Origin of the sequence: Nocardia veterana NBRC 100344 (assembly GCF_000308855.1) — a bacterium.
Classification (GTDB): Bacteria; Actinomycetota; Actinomycetes; order Mycobacteriales; family Mycobacteriaceae; genus Nocardia; species Nocardia veterana.
Genome location: NZ_BAGM01000057.1, coordinates 1 through 16429, shown reverse-complemented (window position 1 = coordinate 16429; position 16429 = coordinate 1). Strand labels below are relative to the sequence as shown.

Annotated in this window: 16 protein-coding genes; 3 read left to right on the top strand and 13 right to left on the bottom strand. The window is 69.9% G+C overall.

All coding sequences use genetic code 11. From position 1 onward, the window contains the following. From ON37_RS10035 to steA, 7 genes are all read right to left on the bottom strand, one after another. On the bottom strand, window positions 1–428 hold a 428-nt coding region (locus tag ON37_RS10035; RefSeq protein WP_373281999.1), incomplete at its 3' end, for a segregation and condensation protein A. Continuing rightward, window positions 425–1396 (bottom strand): ParA family protein, encoded by a 972-nt coding sequence (locus tag ON37_RS10030; RefSeq protein ID WP_083892863.1) that lies wholly within the window; start codon window positions 1394–1396, stop codon window positions 425–427. The genes ON37_RS10030 and ON37_RS10035, both read right to left, overlap by 4 nt. Before the next feature lie 319 nt (window positions 1397–1715). Next, window positions 1716–2645 (bottom strand): site-specific tyrosine recombinase XerD, encoded by a 930-nt coding sequence (gene xerD / locus ON37_RS10025; RefSeq protein ID WP_040718615.1) that lies wholly within the window; start codon window positions 2643–2645, stop codon window positions 1716–1718. 179 nt (window positions 2646–2824) lie between these two features. Then, a complete protein-coding gene (locus tag ON37_RS10020) occupies window positions 2825–3469 on the bottom strand; it encodes an NUDIX domain-containing protein (protein ID WP_040718609.1) in 645 nt (214 codons plus the stop codon). After that, a complete protein-coding gene (pyrG, locus tag ON37_RS10015; protein WP_040718608.1) occupies window positions 3466–5205 on the bottom strand; it encodes a CTP synthase in 1740 nt (579 codons plus the stop codon). Before pyrG ends, ON37_RS10020 begins: the two co-directional genes overlap by 4 nt. A 201-nt stretch (window positions 5206–5406) precedes the next feature. After that, on the bottom strand, window positions 5407–6321 hold the full coding sequence (locus tag ON37_RS10010) for a copper transporter (protein WP_040718614.1): 915 nt from the start codon (window positions 6319–6321) through the stop codon (window positions 5407–5409). A gap of 15 nt (window positions 6322–6336) precedes the next feature. Then, window positions 6337–7551: a putative cytokinetic ring protein SteA gene (steA, locus tag ON37_RS10005; RefSeq protein WP_051031413.1), complete on the bottom strand. Its 1215-nt coding sequence runs from the start codon at window positions 7549–7551 to the stop codon at window positions 6337–6339. 171 nt (window positions 7552–7722) lie between these two features. On the opposite strand from steA, the gene ON37_RS10000 reads away from it, so the two are divergent. After that, a complete protein-coding gene (locus tag ON37_RS10000) occupies window positions 7723–8145 on the top strand; it encodes an SRPBCC family protein (RefSeq protein WP_040718607.1) in 423 nt (140 codons plus the stop codon). Window positions 8146–8167: 22 nt separating this feature from the next. Here the strand turns inward: ON37_RS10000 and recN are convergent, their stop codons facing one another. The 4 genes from recN to ON37_RS09980 are packed head-to-tail and all read right to left on the bottom strand — an operon-like array spanning window position 8168 to window position 12065. Further along, entirely contained in the window at window positions 8168–9949 is a 1782-nt protein-coding gene (recN, locus tag ON37_RS09995; protein WP_040718606.1) for a DNA repair protein RecN, read from the bottom strand. Then, a complete protein-coding gene (locus tag ON37_RS09990; RefSeq protein WP_083892862.1) occupies window positions 9927–10952 on the bottom strand; it encodes an NAD kinase in 1026 nt (341 codons plus the stop codon). Before ON37_RS09990 ends, recN begins: the two co-directional genes overlap by 23 nt. Further along, window positions 10949–11773 carry a TlyA family RNA methyltransferase gene (locus ON37_RS09985; protein WP_040718605.1) on the bottom strand — a complete coding sequence of 275 codons (825 nt, stop codon included), beginning with the start codon at window positions 11771–11773 and terminating at the stop codon, window positions 10949–10951. Before ON37_RS09985 ends, ON37_RS09990 begins: the two co-directional genes overlap by 4 nt. A gap of 1 nt (window position 11774) precedes the next feature. After that, window positions 11775–12065 carry a hypothetical protein gene (locus ON37_RS09980; RefSeq protein WP_040718604.1) on the bottom strand — a complete coding sequence of 97 codons (291 nt, stop codon included), beginning with the start codon at window positions 12063–12065 and terminating at the stop codon, window positions 11775–11777. Window positions 12066–12686: 621 nt separating this feature from the next. Here ON37_RS09980 and ON37_RS09975 point away from each other — a divergent pair. Then, window positions 12687–13403 (top strand): YdcF family protein, encoded by a 717-nt coding sequence (locus ON37_RS09975; RefSeq protein WP_210742166.1) that lies wholly within the window; start codon window positions 12687–12689, stop codon window positions 13401–13403. A 187-nt stretch (window positions 13404–13590) separates the two neighbouring features. Here ON37_RS09975 and ON37_RS09970 read toward each other — a convergent pair whose 3' ends face one another. Together ON37_RS09970 and ON37_RS09965 are read right to left on the bottom strand one after the other, a co-directional pair. Next, window positions 13591–14478, bottom strand: coding sequence for an HAD-IIA family hydrolase (locus tag ON37_RS09970; protein WP_040718603.1), 888 nt, complete (start codon window positions 14476–14478; stop codon window positions 13591–13593). A 3-nt stretch (window positions 14479–14481) separates the two neighbouring features. Continuing rightward, the gene (locus ON37_RS09965; protein ID WP_245553134.1) at window positions 14482–15279 is read right to left on the bottom strand and encodes a tetratricopeptide repeat protein; all 798 of its coding nucleotides are present in this window, start codon (window positions 15277–15279) and stop codon (window positions 14482–14484) included. Between the two features lie 285 nt (window positions 15280–15564). On the opposite strand from ON37_RS09965, the gene ON37_RS32850 reads away from it, so the two are divergent. Continuing rightward, window positions 15565–16182, top strand: coding sequence for a hypothetical protein (locus ON37_RS32850; RefSeq protein ID WP_157171402.1), 618 nt, complete (start codon window positions 15565–15567; stop codon window positions 16180–16182). Window positions 16183–16429 lie beyond the last annotated feature (247 nt).

Below are 16429 nucleotides of genomic sequence, written 5' to 3'. Positions count from 1 at the left end.
TCGGCGTCGGTCATCTCCCCGGACGGCAGCAGCCGCGCCGCCTTCAGATCCAGCAGGGTCGCGGCGACGACCAGGAACTCGGTGGTCTGATCGAGAATCCGGTCCGCGCGCAGCGTCGGATCGCGTTCCAGGCTCGCCGTCAATTCCTTCGTATATGCGATGAACTCGTCGGTGACCTGGTGCAACGCCACCTCGGTGACATCGAGCCGCCGCTGGCTGATCAGCTGCAGCAACAGGTCGAACGGGCCCTGGAAATTGCTCAGCCGCAGATGGAACCCGTCGGTCTTGCCGGCGGGCTCGGCGGCCGCCGGCGATTCGACCCCGACAGGCGGGGCAGCGGCTTCGGGCTCGGGTGATGTGGTCTGCGACAACTCGACGGCAGGGTATTCCGGGACGACCTCGGCAGCCGGTGGTCCGGCCTCGCTCACCGGCCCGACCGGTGGATGACTTCCCGTGCCATCGCCCGATACGCCTCCGCGCCACCGGATTTCGGCGCCCAGGTGGTGATCGGTTCGCCGGCCACGCTGGCATCGGGGAAGCGGACGGTCCGGTTGATCACGGTGTCGTACACCAGGTCGCCGAACACCTCGACCACCCGGGCCATCACCTGCCGCGAGTGCAGCAAACGCGCATCGAACATGGTGACCACGATGCCCGACAGCTCCAACCGAGGGTTGAGCCGGTCCCGCACCTTCTCGACCGTGTCGGTGAGCAAGGCCAGCCCGCGCAGCGAGAAGTACTCGCATTCCATCGGGATGATCACGCCGTCCGCGCAGGCCAGCGCGTTGACCGTCAGCAGCCCGAGCGACGGCTGGCAGTCGATGAGGATGTAGTCGTAGCGGTCACGCAGCGGCGCCAGCGCGCGGCCGAGCGTCTGTTCCCGGCCCACCTCGTTGACCAGCTGAATCTCCGCCGCGGAGAGGTCGATATTGCTGGGCAGCAGATCCATGCCGTCGACCTTGGTGTTGAGCAGCACGTCGTCCGCACCGGCGCGGCCGCCGACGAGCAGATTGTGCACGGTGAGGTCCAGGTCGTGGTGGGCCACGCCGAGACCCGCCGACAGCGCACCCTGCGGATCGAGGTCGACCAGCAGGACCCGGCGACCGTACTCGGCCAGCGCGGCGCCCAGGTTGATGGTCGAGGTGGTCTTTCCGACGCCGCCCTTCTGATTGCACATGGCGACGATCAGGGCGTCACCGTTGCGCGACGACGGGGGTGGTTCGGGGATGTCGCGCAGCGGGCGTCCGGTCGGGCCGAGTTCGGTGCCGTCCGCCACGATGTCGTTCGCCTCCCAGAGTCTGCGGGCCGCCTGTTCGATACGGAGGCCGGTTCGGATACTCGAAAGCGGTTCTGCCGCAGCGCTGTTCGGCGGCTCGGCCGCACCGGCTGTCGTCATGTCCGCTGCTCCTTCAGTTGTCCAGCTCGTTGCCCCGCCGCGCGCTGCGGAACAGCGGGCGGTCGCTACATCCAGAACCGATGTACCGGACCGCCGCCATAGACGCTACCGCCTCCGAGCGCAAGACCCCCGATCGGACACGCTCGGGGAACGCCCCCGATCGTTGCGCACTTGTGTCATTACCCGCGCCACAACACCCGTGTCCTCACGGCACCAACTCCGCATTCTGTCGCCTCGAGGGGGTGTTCGGAAACCCTTTGCGGCAATCCGCACCCGATATCGCTGCGGCAATCAGCACCCGATACCGGCCGCCGCTGCGTCAGCGGGCGCGCGGGTGCGCGGTGGCCCAGACCTCGTGCAGCGTATTGACGGTGACGAGGGTGTAGATCTGGGTGGTCGTCACCGAGGCGTGCCCCAGCAGCTCTTGGACCACCCGCACGTCGGCGCCCCCGTCGAGCAGGTGGGTGGCGAAGGAGTGCCGCAGGGTATGCGGAGACACCGCCGCCTGTATCCCGGCCCGCTCGGCCGCATCCTGCAACACCTGCCAGGCGCTCTGCCGCGACAATCGGCCACCGCGGGCGTTGAGAAACAGCGCCGGCGTGCCCTTGCCGCGCGCCCCGAGCACCGGCCGGCCGCGCACGAGATAGGCGTCGACGGCGGCCAGCGCCGGTCGTCCGATCGGCACCATCCGCTGTTTACCGCCCTTGCCGTGCAGCACGACCGCACGCCCGGCGGTGTCGATATCGTCGACATCGAGCCCGACCACCTCCGAGATCCGGGCGCCGGTGGAATACAGCAGCTCCAGCATGGCCCGGTCCCGCAGTCCGCGCGGACCGCCGCCGGATCCGGCGTCGTCTCCCCCGCCCGCCGCCTCCAGCAGTTTCGAAACATCTTCGTACGGAAGGGCTTTCGGTAGCCGACGGGCCGGGACCGGCGGTTTCACGCCGTGTGCGACATCGCCCCGAGTGAACCCCTCGGCGGCGGCGAAGCGATGCAGTCCCCGCACCGCGACCAGCGCACGGGCCGCGGAACTGGCCGCCAGCGCCGGATAACCGTCGCCACCGGCCCGCAGGGAGACAACGAAATCGGCGATCAGATGCTCGGTCACCCGGTCCAGATCCGAAATGCCACGCTGCCGCAGAAATTCCTGATAGCGCTGCAGATCCCGCCGGTACGCACCGAGCGTGTTGCCGGCCGCACCTCGTTCGACGGTCAGATGGTCGAGATATGCCTGAATCTGCTGCTCCACCACGGGTTCACCCACCCGGGTGCGGAAATTCGTCCGCCGCGACGGCGGGAACAGCGACGGTCACGCTGCCATCATGACAGCAGCCGCCGACATCCGGCCGTGCGAACACACAGTCGCGCGGCGATGTGACGAAATCCGGTCGCCGGTGCCGAGCATTCGGCGGACGACCGGATTCGCGGCTACGCCTGCGCGGCCTCGGCGGCTTTGCGATCGAGCAACCGGGTCGGCAGCCCCGGCCACGGCGAATCGGCCGGTCGCAAGGCGGTCCCGTTCGACTGGGCGACCGAGGCCGCCAGCAGACCCGCGACCGCGGTCGCGTTCTCGATCCGGCCCGACAGCGCGGCGGACACCGCCTCCGGCAACGGCATCCGCACGATGGCCAGATCCGCTTCCTCGTGTTCGGGATCGGGCCGATCGGTCTCGGACAGACCGGTCGCGAGATAGATCCGCAACGCCTCGTCGGTGAAGCCGGGCGAGAGCACGACATCGACGAGCACCGACCAGTCCCGCGCGGCCAAGCCGGTCTCCTCGGCGAGTTCGCGCTGCGCGGCCGCGAGCGGATCCTCCCCGGCCTGGTCGAGCAATCCGGCCGGCAACTCCAGCAGGCGCCGCCCGACCGGATGCCGGTACTGGTTGATCAGCACCACCGAGCCGCTGTCGTCGAGCGCCACGATCGCCACTGCCCCATGGTGTTCGACCACCTCGCGTTCGGCGACCCGCCCGCCGGGCATCTCGACCTGGTCCAGGCGCAGGGCCACGATCGCCCCCGAATACACGGTCTCGGAGCCGACGGTTCGGAAGTCGTGGCTACCGGGTTCGCTCACCGGCCGACCCGTTCGGCCTCGTCCGCCGCCACATCGTCGTAGATCTCGACCGGAAGCCGTTCGGCTCCCTTGTATTTCAAGGCGGCGTTGATCAGGCCGGCGAACAGGGGATGCGGACGGGTCGGACGGCTCTTCAGTTCCGGATGCGCCTGCGTGGCGACGAAATAGGGGTGCACCTCGGCCGGCAACTCCACGAATTCGACCAGATGCCCGTCCGGCGAGGTCCCGGAGAACCGCAGCCCGCTCTGGGCGATCTTGTCGCGGTAGGCGTTGTTGACCTCGTAGCGATGCCGATGCCGCTCGGACACCTCGGTCTCGCCGTAGGCCTGCGCGACCACCGAGCCCTTCTCCAGCACGGCGGGGTAGGCGCCCAGTCGCATCGTGCCGCCGAGATCGGCCTCACCGGCGACCGCCTGCGCCTGATCCGCCATCGTCGAGATCACCGGATGAGTGGTGTCCGGCTCGAATTCGGCCGAGTTGGCGTCCTCGAGCCCCACCGACCGGGCGGCCTCGATCACCACGCACTGCAGGCCCAGGCACAAGCCCAGCAGCGGAATCTGCCGAGTGCGGGCGAAGCGGATGGCACCGACCTTGCCCTCGATGCCCCGGATGCCGAATCCGCCGGGAATCAGCACGGCGTCCACATCGGACAGATGATGCTGCGCGCCCTCCGGGGTTTCGCATTCGTCGGACTGCACCCAGCGGATGTTCACCTTCGCCTTGGCCGCGAACCCGCCCGCGCGCAGCGCCTCGGTGACCGACAGGTAGGCATCCGGCAGGTCGACGTATTTGCCGACCAGCGCGACGGTCACCTCCTCGCGCGGGTTGTGCACCCGATCGAGCAGATCACCCCAGACGGTCCAGTCCACATCGCGGAACGGCAGGCCGAGTTTGCGCACGACGTAGGCGTCGAGGCCCTCGCGGTGCAGCACCTTGGGAATGTCGTAGATCGAGGGCGCGTCCGGGGTCGAGATACAGGCGTCGACGTCCACGTCGCACATCAGGGCGATCTTGTTCTTCAGGCCCTGCGGCACTTCCCGGTCGCAGCGCAGAATCAGCGCATCGGGCTGGATACCGATGTTGCGCAGGGCGGCTACCGAGTGCTGGGTCGGCTTGGTCTTCAGCTCGCCCGAGGGCGCCAGATACGGCACCAGCGTGACGTGCAGGAAGAAGCAGTTGTCCCGGCCCACCTCGTGGCGGATCTGGCGCGCCGCCTCGAGGAACGGCTGGGATTCGATGTCGCCGACGGTGCCGCCGATCTCGGTGATCACCACATCCGGGGTCTGCCCCTGCAGATCCGGGCCGCTCATGGCCAGGATGCGGGCCTTGATCTCGTCGGTGATGTGCGGGATGACCTGCACGGTGTCACCGAGATATTCGCCGCGCCGCTCCTTGGCGATCACCGACGAATAGATCTGTCCCGTCGTGACATTCGCATCACGCGACAGGTCGCGGTCGAGGAAACGCTCGTAGTGACCGACGTCGAGGTCGGTCTCGGCGCCGTCCTCGGTCACGAACACCTCACCGTGCTGGAAGGGGTTCATGGTGCCGGGGTCGACGTTCAGATACGGGTCCAGCTTCTGCATGGTGACCCGCAACCCACGGGCGGTCAGCAGCTGGCCGAGGCTGGAGGCGGTCAGTCCCTTGCCGAGGGAGGAGGCGACACCGCCACTCACGAAGATGTGTTTGGTGGCCGTCTGATGGGGGGAGCGCGCCGGAATCCGCGATTGACTCACGGGACTCCACGCTAACACGAAAATCGGTTGCGAAACGAATGCCACGCGGGACAAGTCCATGGTCATCGTGCGCCTCTGTCACATGCGTCTCACTCTGCGCAGCAACCTCACGGCCGAGCCCCGCGAGTGATCGGGATCGCCCGAGCCCACCGCGACACTCGCCCCGACGTCACCCTCGGCCGCGCGGCGTCGGCCCGCGACTCAGCCGGGCAGCGCGGCCACCGACACCGAGGTGGCCTCCGGGCCGGTCCCGTAGTGGCCGGTTTTGCCGCCGAGTTGCTCGGCGAGCCCGAGTGCCGTTGTAACGCGGCCTATCTCGCGATCCACATTGTCGACAGTGGTCACCGCCGCATCCAGCCGGCCATCCCTGCGCACCTGCGCGATCGGCCCGGACCCGTCCGAGGATCCCGGCCGCCCGGCCAGCACCACGCCGGCGCCGCGGCCGCGCAGCGCCCCGGCGAAATGCGCGACGATCGAGCCCTGGCCGTCCTGGTCGGCCCGCGCGCCGGCGCCCGTCACCACCACCGCCAGCTGGGCGGGCGTCGCGGTGTCGGTGGCCAGGAAGCCACCACCGCGCAGCGTGTCCACGATCAGCCCGCGTTCCTGGCCGGTCGCGCGTTCGGCGCCGGTGCCGGGATCGGTCAGGAAGGCCAGGCCGACCAGATCACCCGCGAGGCTGCCCTGGTCCACGGCCTCGGTCCGCAGTTGCGCCCCGGCCGGGATCATATTGGTGACCGCGGTGCGCAACCGGTCGCCCTGCCCGGCGTCGACGAACGCATCGGTGAGCGAGACCCGTCCGGTGATCTTCGCGCCGGCCGTGGTGAGCGCGGCCGTCACAGCGTCGACGTCCGCGGCATCGGCATCCGGGGTGGTGAACACCAGCACCGTTCGGTCCGTGAGCGTCCCGCCCAGGATCCGGCCCGCCGACCGCGCGATGAAATCGTCGGCGGCTCCGGCTTGGCGTTCGAGCCGGCCGTTGGCCGCGGACAGGTCGTCGTTGCGCCGGGCCAGATCCTCACCGTCCCCGGCGGCACCGAACCGGACCGCGACGCCGACCGCCGCGCCCACCACCAGGGCCACAAAGATCGCGATCAGGGAGACGACGAGCCGACGCATGAACCGCACGTGTGCCTACCCCCGGTGGTCCGATAGTCGGTGCAGCCCGCCCTGCGCTTGGCGCCACACCGAGTCCAGCCAATCCAGCAGATCGCCGCCCAGATGCGAGGACACCAGCAGGCCCACGATCAGCGCCACCAACGCCGCCAGCACCACCAACGCGGTGGCCCAGCCGGAATTACCCTGCCGATACAGGGTGGCGACCGCCTTGGCGTCCATCAGCTTCGGACCGGCCTTGAGCCGGGTCAGGAACATCGCCGGACTGGATTCCCGGCGGCTGCGGTCGAAGAAGTCGTCGAGCGACGCGGGCGCCCCGCAGGTGATGATCAACGCCGCACCGTGATGATCGGCGAGCAGCAACGCCAGATCCGCCGCCGAGCCCGAGGACGGGAAGGTGGTGGCGCCGATCCCGAGATCCTGAATTCGGTCCAGGCCCTTGGCGTGTCCGTCGGTGTCGGCCGGCAGGATCACCTCGGCGCCACACTTCAACGTGCTCGCGGTGATCTCCTCGGGATCGCCCACGATCAGATCGGGACGGTAGCCCGCCTTGGTCAGGATGTCGGCGCCCCGGCCGACCCCCACCAGAATCGGCGCGTACTCCTTCACGAACGGCTTGATCGCTTTGAGGTCGTCACGACTGTCGGGCCCGTCGGCCACCACGACGACATGGCGGCCACGCATCGACAGATCCAGCGCCGGAACGCCGAGACCGTCGATGAGCAGGGCGCTTTCACTGCGGATGTATTCGATCGTATTGCCGGCGAAGGCTTCCAGGTGATCGGCGAGTCCGTTCCGCGCGGCGATCATTCGCTCCGCGATGACCTGATCGGTGAGCTCGATGGCCTCGACCAGGACCTCGGGTTCCTTCTTGGTCAGCTTGTCGGCATACACCACACCGGCATCGATGCGAACCTTGCTGCCGTCCTTGATCTTGCCGAACACATCGGCCGAGACAGCATCCAGCAACACGATTCCGTTGGCCGCCAAGACTTCCGGACCGAGGTTCGGATAGCGCCCGGAGATCGACGGGGAGGCGTTGATCACCGCCGCCACTCCGGCCTCTACGAGCCGGTCAGCGGTGAGTCGATCGATGTCCATCTCGTCGAGGACCACCACATCCCCCGCGCCGACGCGCTTGAGCAGGCGCCGGGTATTGCGGTCCACCCGGGCCATCCCGGTGACGCCGGGAAGCGTTTCGGTGTTGCGCGACAACAGCGCCAGCATCTTCATGGCATCCGATCATGGACGCAAAGTCTCAACCATTGGTGGAGGCGCGCCGACGTCCTAGCACATCCACAACTGCGATGCCAGCGATCGCGCGCGTCGCGCCGTCGACTGGCGTGCCGGACCGGACCGCTGGTACGGATATGCTTCGGCTCACTGCATCCGAAGGAGAACGCCATGGCCAGTACCACTGTCGACACGGTCATCCCCGCGCCGCGCGACGTCGTCTACAAGCTGTTCGCCGAGCGCGACAGCCTCAACGGCTATCTGCCCGTGCGGATCACGCTGCGCAAGCCCGGCTCGCCCGAGCCGGCCGGAGTCGGCGCGCGGTATCTGGTCGGCATCGGCGGCATCGGCGTGACCGAGGAAACCACCGAGCTCGTGCCCGGTGAGCGCATGCAGTACCGGATCGTTGCCGGGGCGCCCGTGAAGCGGCACGTCGGCACCATCACCTTCGCCGACGCTCCCGACGGCACCCTGGTCTCCTACCGCATGGAATCCGAGCCGAAGCTCCCGGTCCCGGACAAGGCGACCGAACTGTTCCTGCGTGGGCTGATCGCGCCGTTCCTCAAGGCCGCCAAGAAGGCCGCCGCGAAGTAGCCGCTCCCGCCGCGGCGAGCGCTCAGCCGGCCGCCGAGGTGGTGTCGGCCTTCTCCGCGCGCGCGGTGGCCAGCAGCTCCTCGGCGTGCGCGCGGCCGGTCTCGGTATCGTCGAGACCGGCCAGCATCCGAGCCAGTTCGACCACGCGCTCATCGGTGGTCAACGCCCGCACCCCACTGTTCACGCCCTTACCGTCGTCGACCTTGTCCACCACCAGATGGGTGTCGGCGAAGGCCGCGACCTGCGGCAGATGTGTCACGACGATGACCTGGTGGGTACGCGCGAGCCGGGCCAGTCGCCGGCCGATCTCCACCGCGGCCCGGCCGCCCACGCCGGCGTCGACCTCGTCGAACACCATCGTGGACCCGTATTCGGAGGCCGCGAGCACCACCTCGAGGGCGAGCATCACCCGCGACAGCTCGCCACCGGATGCGCTGCGGCTCAACGGCAGCGACTGCGCGCCCGAATGCGCGGACAACCGGAATTCCACCTCGTCCACGCCGGTCGCGCCCGCATGCAGCTCCGCCCCGTCGACGGTGATGGGCGCACTGTCCTGCGCGGCCGCCGGCAGCGGACGGACCTCCACCTCGAGTTTCGCCCGCCCCATGGCCAGACCGCTCAATTCGGCACTCACCGCAGCCGCCAGCTTGCGGGCGGCCTTCCGGCGAGCCGCGGTCAGCTTCTTGGCGGTCTCGCGAACCTGCTCGGCCGCGGTCTCCACCTCGGCGGCCAGCGCCGCCAATGCCTCCTCGGACACATCGAGGGAGGCGAGCCGGTTACGGGCGTCCTCGGCCCAGGCGATCACCGCGTCCACATCGGGCGCGTATTTGCGGGTCAGCGACTTCAATTCGGCCTGGCGGGTCAGCAGACTGTCCAGCGCCGCGGGATCGGACGGCAGATCCGACAGATAGGAACTCAATTCGGTGGTCACATCCGCGACCACCGCGATCGCCTCCCCCAGCCGTGGCGCCAGCGCCGTCAGCGCGGGGTCGTCACTGGCTTCCAGCCGGGCCCGCGCGGTACCCAGGGCGTCCAAGGCCCCCGCACCCTCCCCGGGCGAGTCACCGGGCCCGGCCAGCGCCTCGTGCGCGGCCCCGGCGGCATCGCGGAGCGAATCCAGATCGCTGAGCCGCAGCACCTCGGCGACGATCCGCTCGTCCTCACCGGGTTCCGGTGCGACGGTGTCGATTTCGTTCAGCGAATGCTGCAATCGGTCGGCCTCGAGCGCTAGCTCGCGACTGCGGGCGGTGCGTTCCAGCAGTTCGGTGCGCGCCTGTAACCAGGTCCGGCGGGCCAGTTGATATTTGCGCAGCAGCCCGGCCACCGCCTCACCGGCGAAGCGGTCGAGGGCCTGCAATTGCTGATCCGGCCGCTGCAGGCGCAACTGGTCGTTCTGGCCGTGCACGGTCAGCAGCGGCGCGGTGAAATCGGACAGGACCGCGGCCGGCACGCTGCGGCCGCCGAGGTGGGCCCGGGACCGGCCGTCGCTGCTCACCGTGCGCACGGCGATGATGCTGTCGTCGTCATCGCGTTGCGCCCCGGACGATTCCAGTACTTTCTCGACCTCGTCGCGGGCGCTGTCGTGCACCTCGTCGACCGTGAATCGGCCCTCCACCACCGCGCGCGACGCGCCCTGCCGGACCCGGCCGGCATCGGCACGGGCGCCACCGAGCAGGTGCAGGCCGGTGACGACCATCGTCTTGCCGGCACCGGTCTCGCCGGTCACGCAGGTCAAGCCCGCGTGGAACTGCGCGGTCGCGGTGGATATGACGCCGAGGCCGTCAATCCTGATCTCTGTCAGCACGTGTGCTCTCCGTTCGGCGGTGTTCGCTATCGCCTGAGCCGGGGTGCTCGGTGGGTACGCGGGTCGGTTCCGCCGCGATCGGCCGCTCCGGACGCCGGCCCCGCCAGCCTGTCACGGGCAGGCGGAACTTGCGCACCATCCGGTCGGCGAACGGCGCGGAATCCAGCCGCACCCAGCGCACCGGTTCGACGCCGCGGACCGCCTCGAACCGTCCACCCCGCGGTAGCGCCAGGGTACGCCTGCCGTCCAGGAAGACGATCGCATCATGGCCCGCCGCAACGGTTTCCACGGCGATCCGCGATTCCGGACTCGTCACCAGCGGTCGCGCGAACAGGGCGTGGGCGTTGCTGGGGATCACCAGCAACGCCTCGAGCTCCGGCCACACCACCGGGCCGCCGGCCGAGAAGGCATAGGCCGTGGAGCCGGTGGGGGTCGCGATCAGAACTCCGTCACAACCGAATTGCGAGACCGGCCGGCCGTCGACCTCGAGGACGACCTCGAGCACGCCCATCCGGGCGGCATTCTCGATACTGGCCTCGTTGAGGGCCCATCCGCGCTCCACCACCACATCATCGACGCGGACACTGACATCTACGGTCATCCGCTGCTCGATGCGATAGTCGCCCTTCACCACCTGGGCCAATGCCTCGTCGAGGTGTTCGGCTTCGGCCTCGGTCAGAAACCCGATGCGGCCCAGGTTGATTCCGAGCACCGGAACCCGCGCGGGATGAGCCATCTCCGCCCCGCGCAGGAAGGTGCCGTCGCCGCCGAGCGCCAGCACCATCTCACAGCCCACCGCGGCCTCGGGCCCGTGCGCAACCACCCGCACCGGATATCCGTCGGGTTCGCCGGTGTCGTCGGCATCCAGTTTGGTGCTGTAGGCCTCGTCCTCGAGCACCCGCAATCCGATTCCGGCCTCGGCGAAGATCTTCGCCACCCGGTGCGCGGTCTCGAGCAGTTCGGAACGGCCCGGATGGGCGACGAGCAGGATTTCCCGCTTCACTGTGGCCCCTCCTCGACCGCACGCTGCACCAATTCGCTGATCGCGGCCGGATCCGTGGCCGCCGCGCCGGACTCCTTGCGCAGCCACAGGAAGTACTCGACATTCCCGGACGGCCCCGGTAGCGGGCTGGCCACCACCCCTCGGGTGTGCAGACCGAGTTCGGCGGCCGCGGCGGCCACCTCGGTCACCGCCTCGGCGCGCAGAGCCGGATCACGCACCACACCGCCGGAGCCTACTCGCTGTTTACCGACCTCGAACTGCGGCTTCACCATGGGCAGCAGATCCGCACCCGGTGCGCAGCAGACCGCCAGCGCGGGCAGCACCAGGGCCAGGGAGATGAACGACAGATCGGCGACCACCAATTCCACCGGCCCACCGATCGCTTCCGGCGTGAGTGTGCGCACGTTGGTGCGGTCGAAGACCCGCACCCGCTCGTCGTTGCGCAGCCGCCACACCAGCTGTCCGTAGCCGACGTCGACCGCTACCACTTCACGAGCACCGCGGCTGAGCAGCACATCGGTGAACCCGCCGGTGGACGCGCCGGCGTCCAGGCACCGCTTTCCGGCCACCTGCACGCCGAGCGGTTCGAATGCTTCCAGCGCGCCCAGTACCTTGTGCGCGCCGCGCGAGGCCCACTGCACCTCGTCCGGCTCCGCACGGACCAGCAGCGGGGTATTCGGTTCCACCGCCGTGGCAGGTTTCGATGCGACCGAACCGTTGATGAGGACGCGGCCCGCACCGATCAGCTCGACCGCGTGTTCCCGCGACCGCGCCAATCCGCGGCGAACCAGTTCGGCGTCCACTCGCGCGCGCCTGGCCACCTCAGATCTTGTCCACCGTCGCCAGGGCGCCGACGAGCACCTCGTGTGCCTGCTCGAGAATCCGGGCGCGCCGCGTGATGTCGGCGGCCGCGCGGTCCACACCGTCGTCGTCCACACCGCTGTTGCGCTGTACCCCAGGCAATTCCGCGAGCAATGCCGCCACCTCGGCGCGAACCTGCTCCGGATCGGCGAACTCCGCGGTCCCGGCCGCGAGGTGCTGACCGGGCAACGGAACCCCCGGGCGAGGGCCGGGAGAGCCGGGCTGATGCGGGCGTGGCGTCGGCGTAGTCATGGTGCCGACAACGCTACCGGAGTTGCACGACAGGAAGACAGGCGGCGTGAGGAGCGACTCGTCACGCGAATCCGCGCCGAGCGGGCGATCCGGCGATCAGGTCCGCGGGCACTGGGCCCGCGCCGGGCACAACCGAAACGCCCGCGCCGACCCACTCGGGCGTGTCGCCCGACCGGCCGGACTTGCCGAGGCGTTCCGGCAAAGATCTGCGCATCACCGAATCGATGGAAGATCTCCGCACAGCCAGGTCCGCTGGACTGCCTCCGCGCGGCGTCGCGTGCATCTGTGCAGCGGATGCGCGTTCGCATCGGGTGCCGCTCGGCATCGGGAGCGATATCCGACGACGGCGGCCGCGCCCGACTGTCGTCGCGCCGTCGATTCGAGGTCGGCGCGATCGGACGGTGTCGGGCCGAGGACCGAAGCGGTTGGGTTTCCACGTTCGCTCCCGGCGACGTTCGGGCATGCGGCTCAGCAGAGTCCTCACATCTCGGGCTCCGGGCGTCGATATCGCCCGCGATGTCGCCGGCGGTCCACCGGGTGGACACCCGCGCCGCCGACGATCCGTATGCGACGAACCGCAGGACCGGCGGCTCCGGGGCAACTGTTGGCACAATGGCGGGCGTGGGAGCCGACCGTCGTCCTGGAGCAGCCCAGCTCGCGACCGCCGCGGGCGCACTGATCGCGGTCGGGGCGGCCACGGTGGTCGGGGTCGCGGAATGGGCCCATCGGCGAGCCTCCGGTCGGCTACTGGGGCCGGGGGCGGCGCCCGAGCCCGCCGGAACCGTCGCGGTCGTGGTGCTGGGCTATCCGGCCACCGCGCACGGGGCGACGCACCCGCTGCAGCGGTGGCGGTGCCGGATCGGCGCCCGATCGCTGCCGAAGGATCGCGACGGGTTCCTGGTCTTCACCGGCAGTGCGGTGCACGGACCCTGGGTGGAGGCGGAGGTCATGGCGGCCTATGCCCGCGAGCATCTGGGTGTACCGGCCGACCGCATCCGCACCGAGACCCGAGCCCGAACCACGTGGCAGAACATCGAATTCACCATTCCGATGATCGAAAACGCCGACCGGATCATCATCGCCTCCGACCCGATGCACGCCGCCCGCGCCCGCCGCTACCTGCGAGCCCAACGCCCGGACCTGGCCGAACGCCTGGCTCCCGCCGACGATTATCGCTTCCTCGAACGGTGGTGGCTCAAAATTCCGACGGCCGCACACGAGTCGGCCGCGATCACCCGGCGCCGAGCGGGTGCGGCCGCCGCTCCGGTCCTACACCGCATGGGTATGCTGCCACGCTCGGCAGCGGCCGTCGCGGCTCTCGAGGACCGATCCGACTGACCGACGTCAGAGCGCCGGCTTAGCGAAAGCTGTTCCACCGCAAAGCACTACGACCACACGGACAAAGGGCGGGATACGCCGGCGCCCCGACGATCGAGATCGGGCGACGCATCACCGGAATCGTCGACGCATCGCACCTCGCCGTCCTGGGACCGGACTCGCCGAAATGCGAGCCTGCCGTGTCCGGTCAGCCGGCGAGCGAAATCGCCCGGCCGGGATTCTCCGCCAGCAGCTCGCCCAGCCGGTCGACCGGGTCCGCCTCACGTGGATCCTGCTGCACCACAGGCTGATTCAGCGCATCGAGGCTGCGTGCGACATAGGTGGGCCGACGATCCGCCGGTCGGGCACGAAGGTCGTCGAGGCTGCTGACACCGGTCAACACCATCAGCGAGGGCAGGCCCACACTCCGCGCGCCGTCGATATCGGTGTCGAGCCGGTCGCCCACCACCAGCGCCTTGCGAGTGTCGGCGCGCACGAGCGCGTCCTCGAGCAACGGCGCATAAGGTTTGCCCGCAACCACCGGCTCCCGGTCCGTCGCCGCCCGGAGCGCCGCGACCATGGCGCCGTTGCCGGGTGCCAATCCCCGTTCGTTCGGCAGAGTGGCGTCGGCATTGGCCGCCACCCACAGGGCGCCGGCCCGCACCGCATAGGAGGCTTCCGCCAGATCCGGCCACCCGGTATGCGGCGAATGGCCCTGGACGACCGCGTCCGGGGCCACACCGTTGAATCGCCGGACCGGACGCAAACCCACGTTCTCGATTTCCGCGGCCAGGTCGTCGGTGCCGACGATCAGGACCGTCGCTCCGGCCGAGAGGCGGGAGGCCAGCACGTGCGCGGCGGCCTGCGCGCTGGTCACCACGTCGGTTTCGCGTGCGGGATAACCCAACTCGCGCAGATGATCCGCCACGACGGCGGCCGACCGGCTCGCGTTGTTGGTCACGTACATCAGCCGCTGGCCGGCGCCACCGGCCAGCAGCGCCTCCGGTGCACCCGTGATCACCTCCGCGCCGCGGTACAGGGTGCCGTCCAGGTCCAGCAGGAGGGCCTCGAAGCCGTCCCGTAGCGATGCTGCCACTCGTTACTCCAGGTCGTCGTCGCCCTGCGCACCCGCGAGTTCGTCGGCGCGCTCTTCGGCGTCGGTGTCGCCGTCGACATCGGCCGCCGCCGCGTTGAGGAACCACTGCAGCGCGTCGTCGGACCGACCGGCGGCCAGCAGCGCCTCGGCGTAGGCGTAGAACAGCCGTGCCGACGCGGGACCGGACCGAGCCGGATCCAACTCCGGAGTCTGCAGGGTCACCACGGCCTGATCGTATTGGCCCAAATCCATTCGCGCACCGGCGACGACGATCCGCAGCTCGGTCGCTTCGTCGCCGGAGAGCGCGCGCGCCTCGTCGCTGCGGCCCAGCTCGATCGCACGCTCGGGCCGGCCCAGTCCGCGCTCGCAGTCGGCCATGACCGCGAGCAGGCCCGAACCGCCGGACATCCGGCGCGCCGTGCGCAGCTCGGACAGCGCCTCGGCCCACTCGCCGGCGTGATAGGCGGTGACGCCCGCGGTTTCCCGAACCACCGCGATCCGCCCGGCTCGCCGCCGCGCGGCCCGGGCATGTTCGAGCGCCTGCTCGGGGTCCTCGTCGAGTAGGCGCGCCGCCATCACCAGATGCCGGGCCACCGTCTCGGCGTTGTTCTTGTCGAGGCTGAGCAGGTCGCGACGCACCGCGTTGTCGAGGTCGCCGGCCTGGACGTCGTCGGGCAGCGGTGGTTCGTCCGGACGAGCCGAGCGGCTGTCGCCGCCCACCCGCGCGCCCTCACCGCCGCGCCGCCGCGCCGCGCGATCCGCCGAGCCGCCGGCCGCATCCCCGCTCGCCTCGGTCGGCACCCCGGTATCGAATTCGTCGGAGCCGAACCGACTTCCGGAGTCGGCGTCGTCCCGGCCGAATCGGCCGCCACCCCGCCGCTCGTCCCGGCCACCCCGACGGTCGTCGCCGCGACCGAACCCGGCCCGGCCGGCACTGTCCTCGCGACGGAACCCGCCGGATCGGCGATCGTCGCCACGCCCGAAACCACCCGAACGGCGGTCGCCTTCGCCGCGCTGATAACCGCCCGAACGACGCTCGTCTCCACCGCGGCCGTAGCCGCCGCTCGACCGGCGATCGCGCTCGCTGTGCTCCCTGCCTCGGGACCGCCGATCGTCGCGGCCGAAGCCCGCCGAACCCCGATCGTCGTCACCGCGTCGGAACCCGCCGGAGCGGCGCTCGTCGCCCCGGCCTTGGCCGCCCGAACGCCGGTCGTCGCTGTCGCGCCGGAACCCACCGGAGCGGCGCTCGTCACCGCGGCCGAACCCGCTGGCATTGCGATCGTCGCGGCCCGAACGGCGGTCGTCGCCACGCCCGTATCCGCCCGAGCGACGATCGTCGTCACCGCGGCGGAACCCACCGGAACGGCGGTCGTCTTCGCCGCGCCCGTAACCCCCGGAGCGACGGTCGTCTTCGCCTCGGCCGTAACCACCGGAACGGCGATCGCCTTCGCTTCGCCCGTAGCCACCGGTCCGGCGGTCACCTTCGCCCCGGCCGTAGCCCCCCGAGCGGCGATTATCGCCGCCCGTGCCGGAGCCACCGGCCCGGCCGCTGTCAGCGCCGCGGCGGAATCCGCCCGGCGCGCGCTCGCCCTGACCACGGTCGTTCGCGGGTGTGCCGGAACCGGCCGAGTCCGGACCGGTACTACCACGGCGGAAGGGTCTCCTACCGTCGTCATGCTCCGACACAGCGCTACCTTTCTCTGATCCGGCACGAGCAGCCGGCGATGACATGCAGATCGTGCGCCGTCGTGCGGCACTGTCCGCTACCACCATAAATTCAATCACGCGAGGCGAACCGCACCCCAACTACCCGCCCGCAACGCACCGGACGAGGCGCGAGGCCCCGATCCCGCCTGTCGATTTCGAATTTCGTATTTCCGATCGAATTTCCGACGCGGAACTCATCGGCCGGGTGCGCTGTCGGTCCCGCATACCCAGAATACGGAGAGCG

What these genes read in the sequence shown, in the direction of transcription:
- ON37_RS10010 (WP_040718614.1), bottom strand. Translation starts at nt 6,321, where the DNA reads ATGCGTCGGCTCGTCGTCTCCCTGATCGCGATCTTTGTGGCCCTGGTG.
- ON37_RS09980 (WP_040718604.1), bottom strand. Translation starts at nt 12,065, where the DNA reads ATGACTACGCCGACGCCACGCCCGCATCAGCCCGGCTCTCCCGGCCCT.
- steA (WP_051031413.1), bottom strand. Translation starts at nt 7,551, where the DNA reads ATGAAGATGCTGGCGCTGTTGTCGCGCAACACCGAAACGCTTCCCGGC.
- ON37_RS10030 (WP_083892863.1), bottom strand. Translation starts at nt 1,396, where the DNA reads ATGACGACAGCCGGTGCGGCCGAGCCGCCGAACAGCGCTGCGGCAGAA.
- ON37_RS10000 (WP_040718607.1), top strand. Translation starts at nt 7,723, where the DNA reads ATGGCCAGTACCACTGTCGACACGGTCATCCCCGCGCCGCGCGACGTC.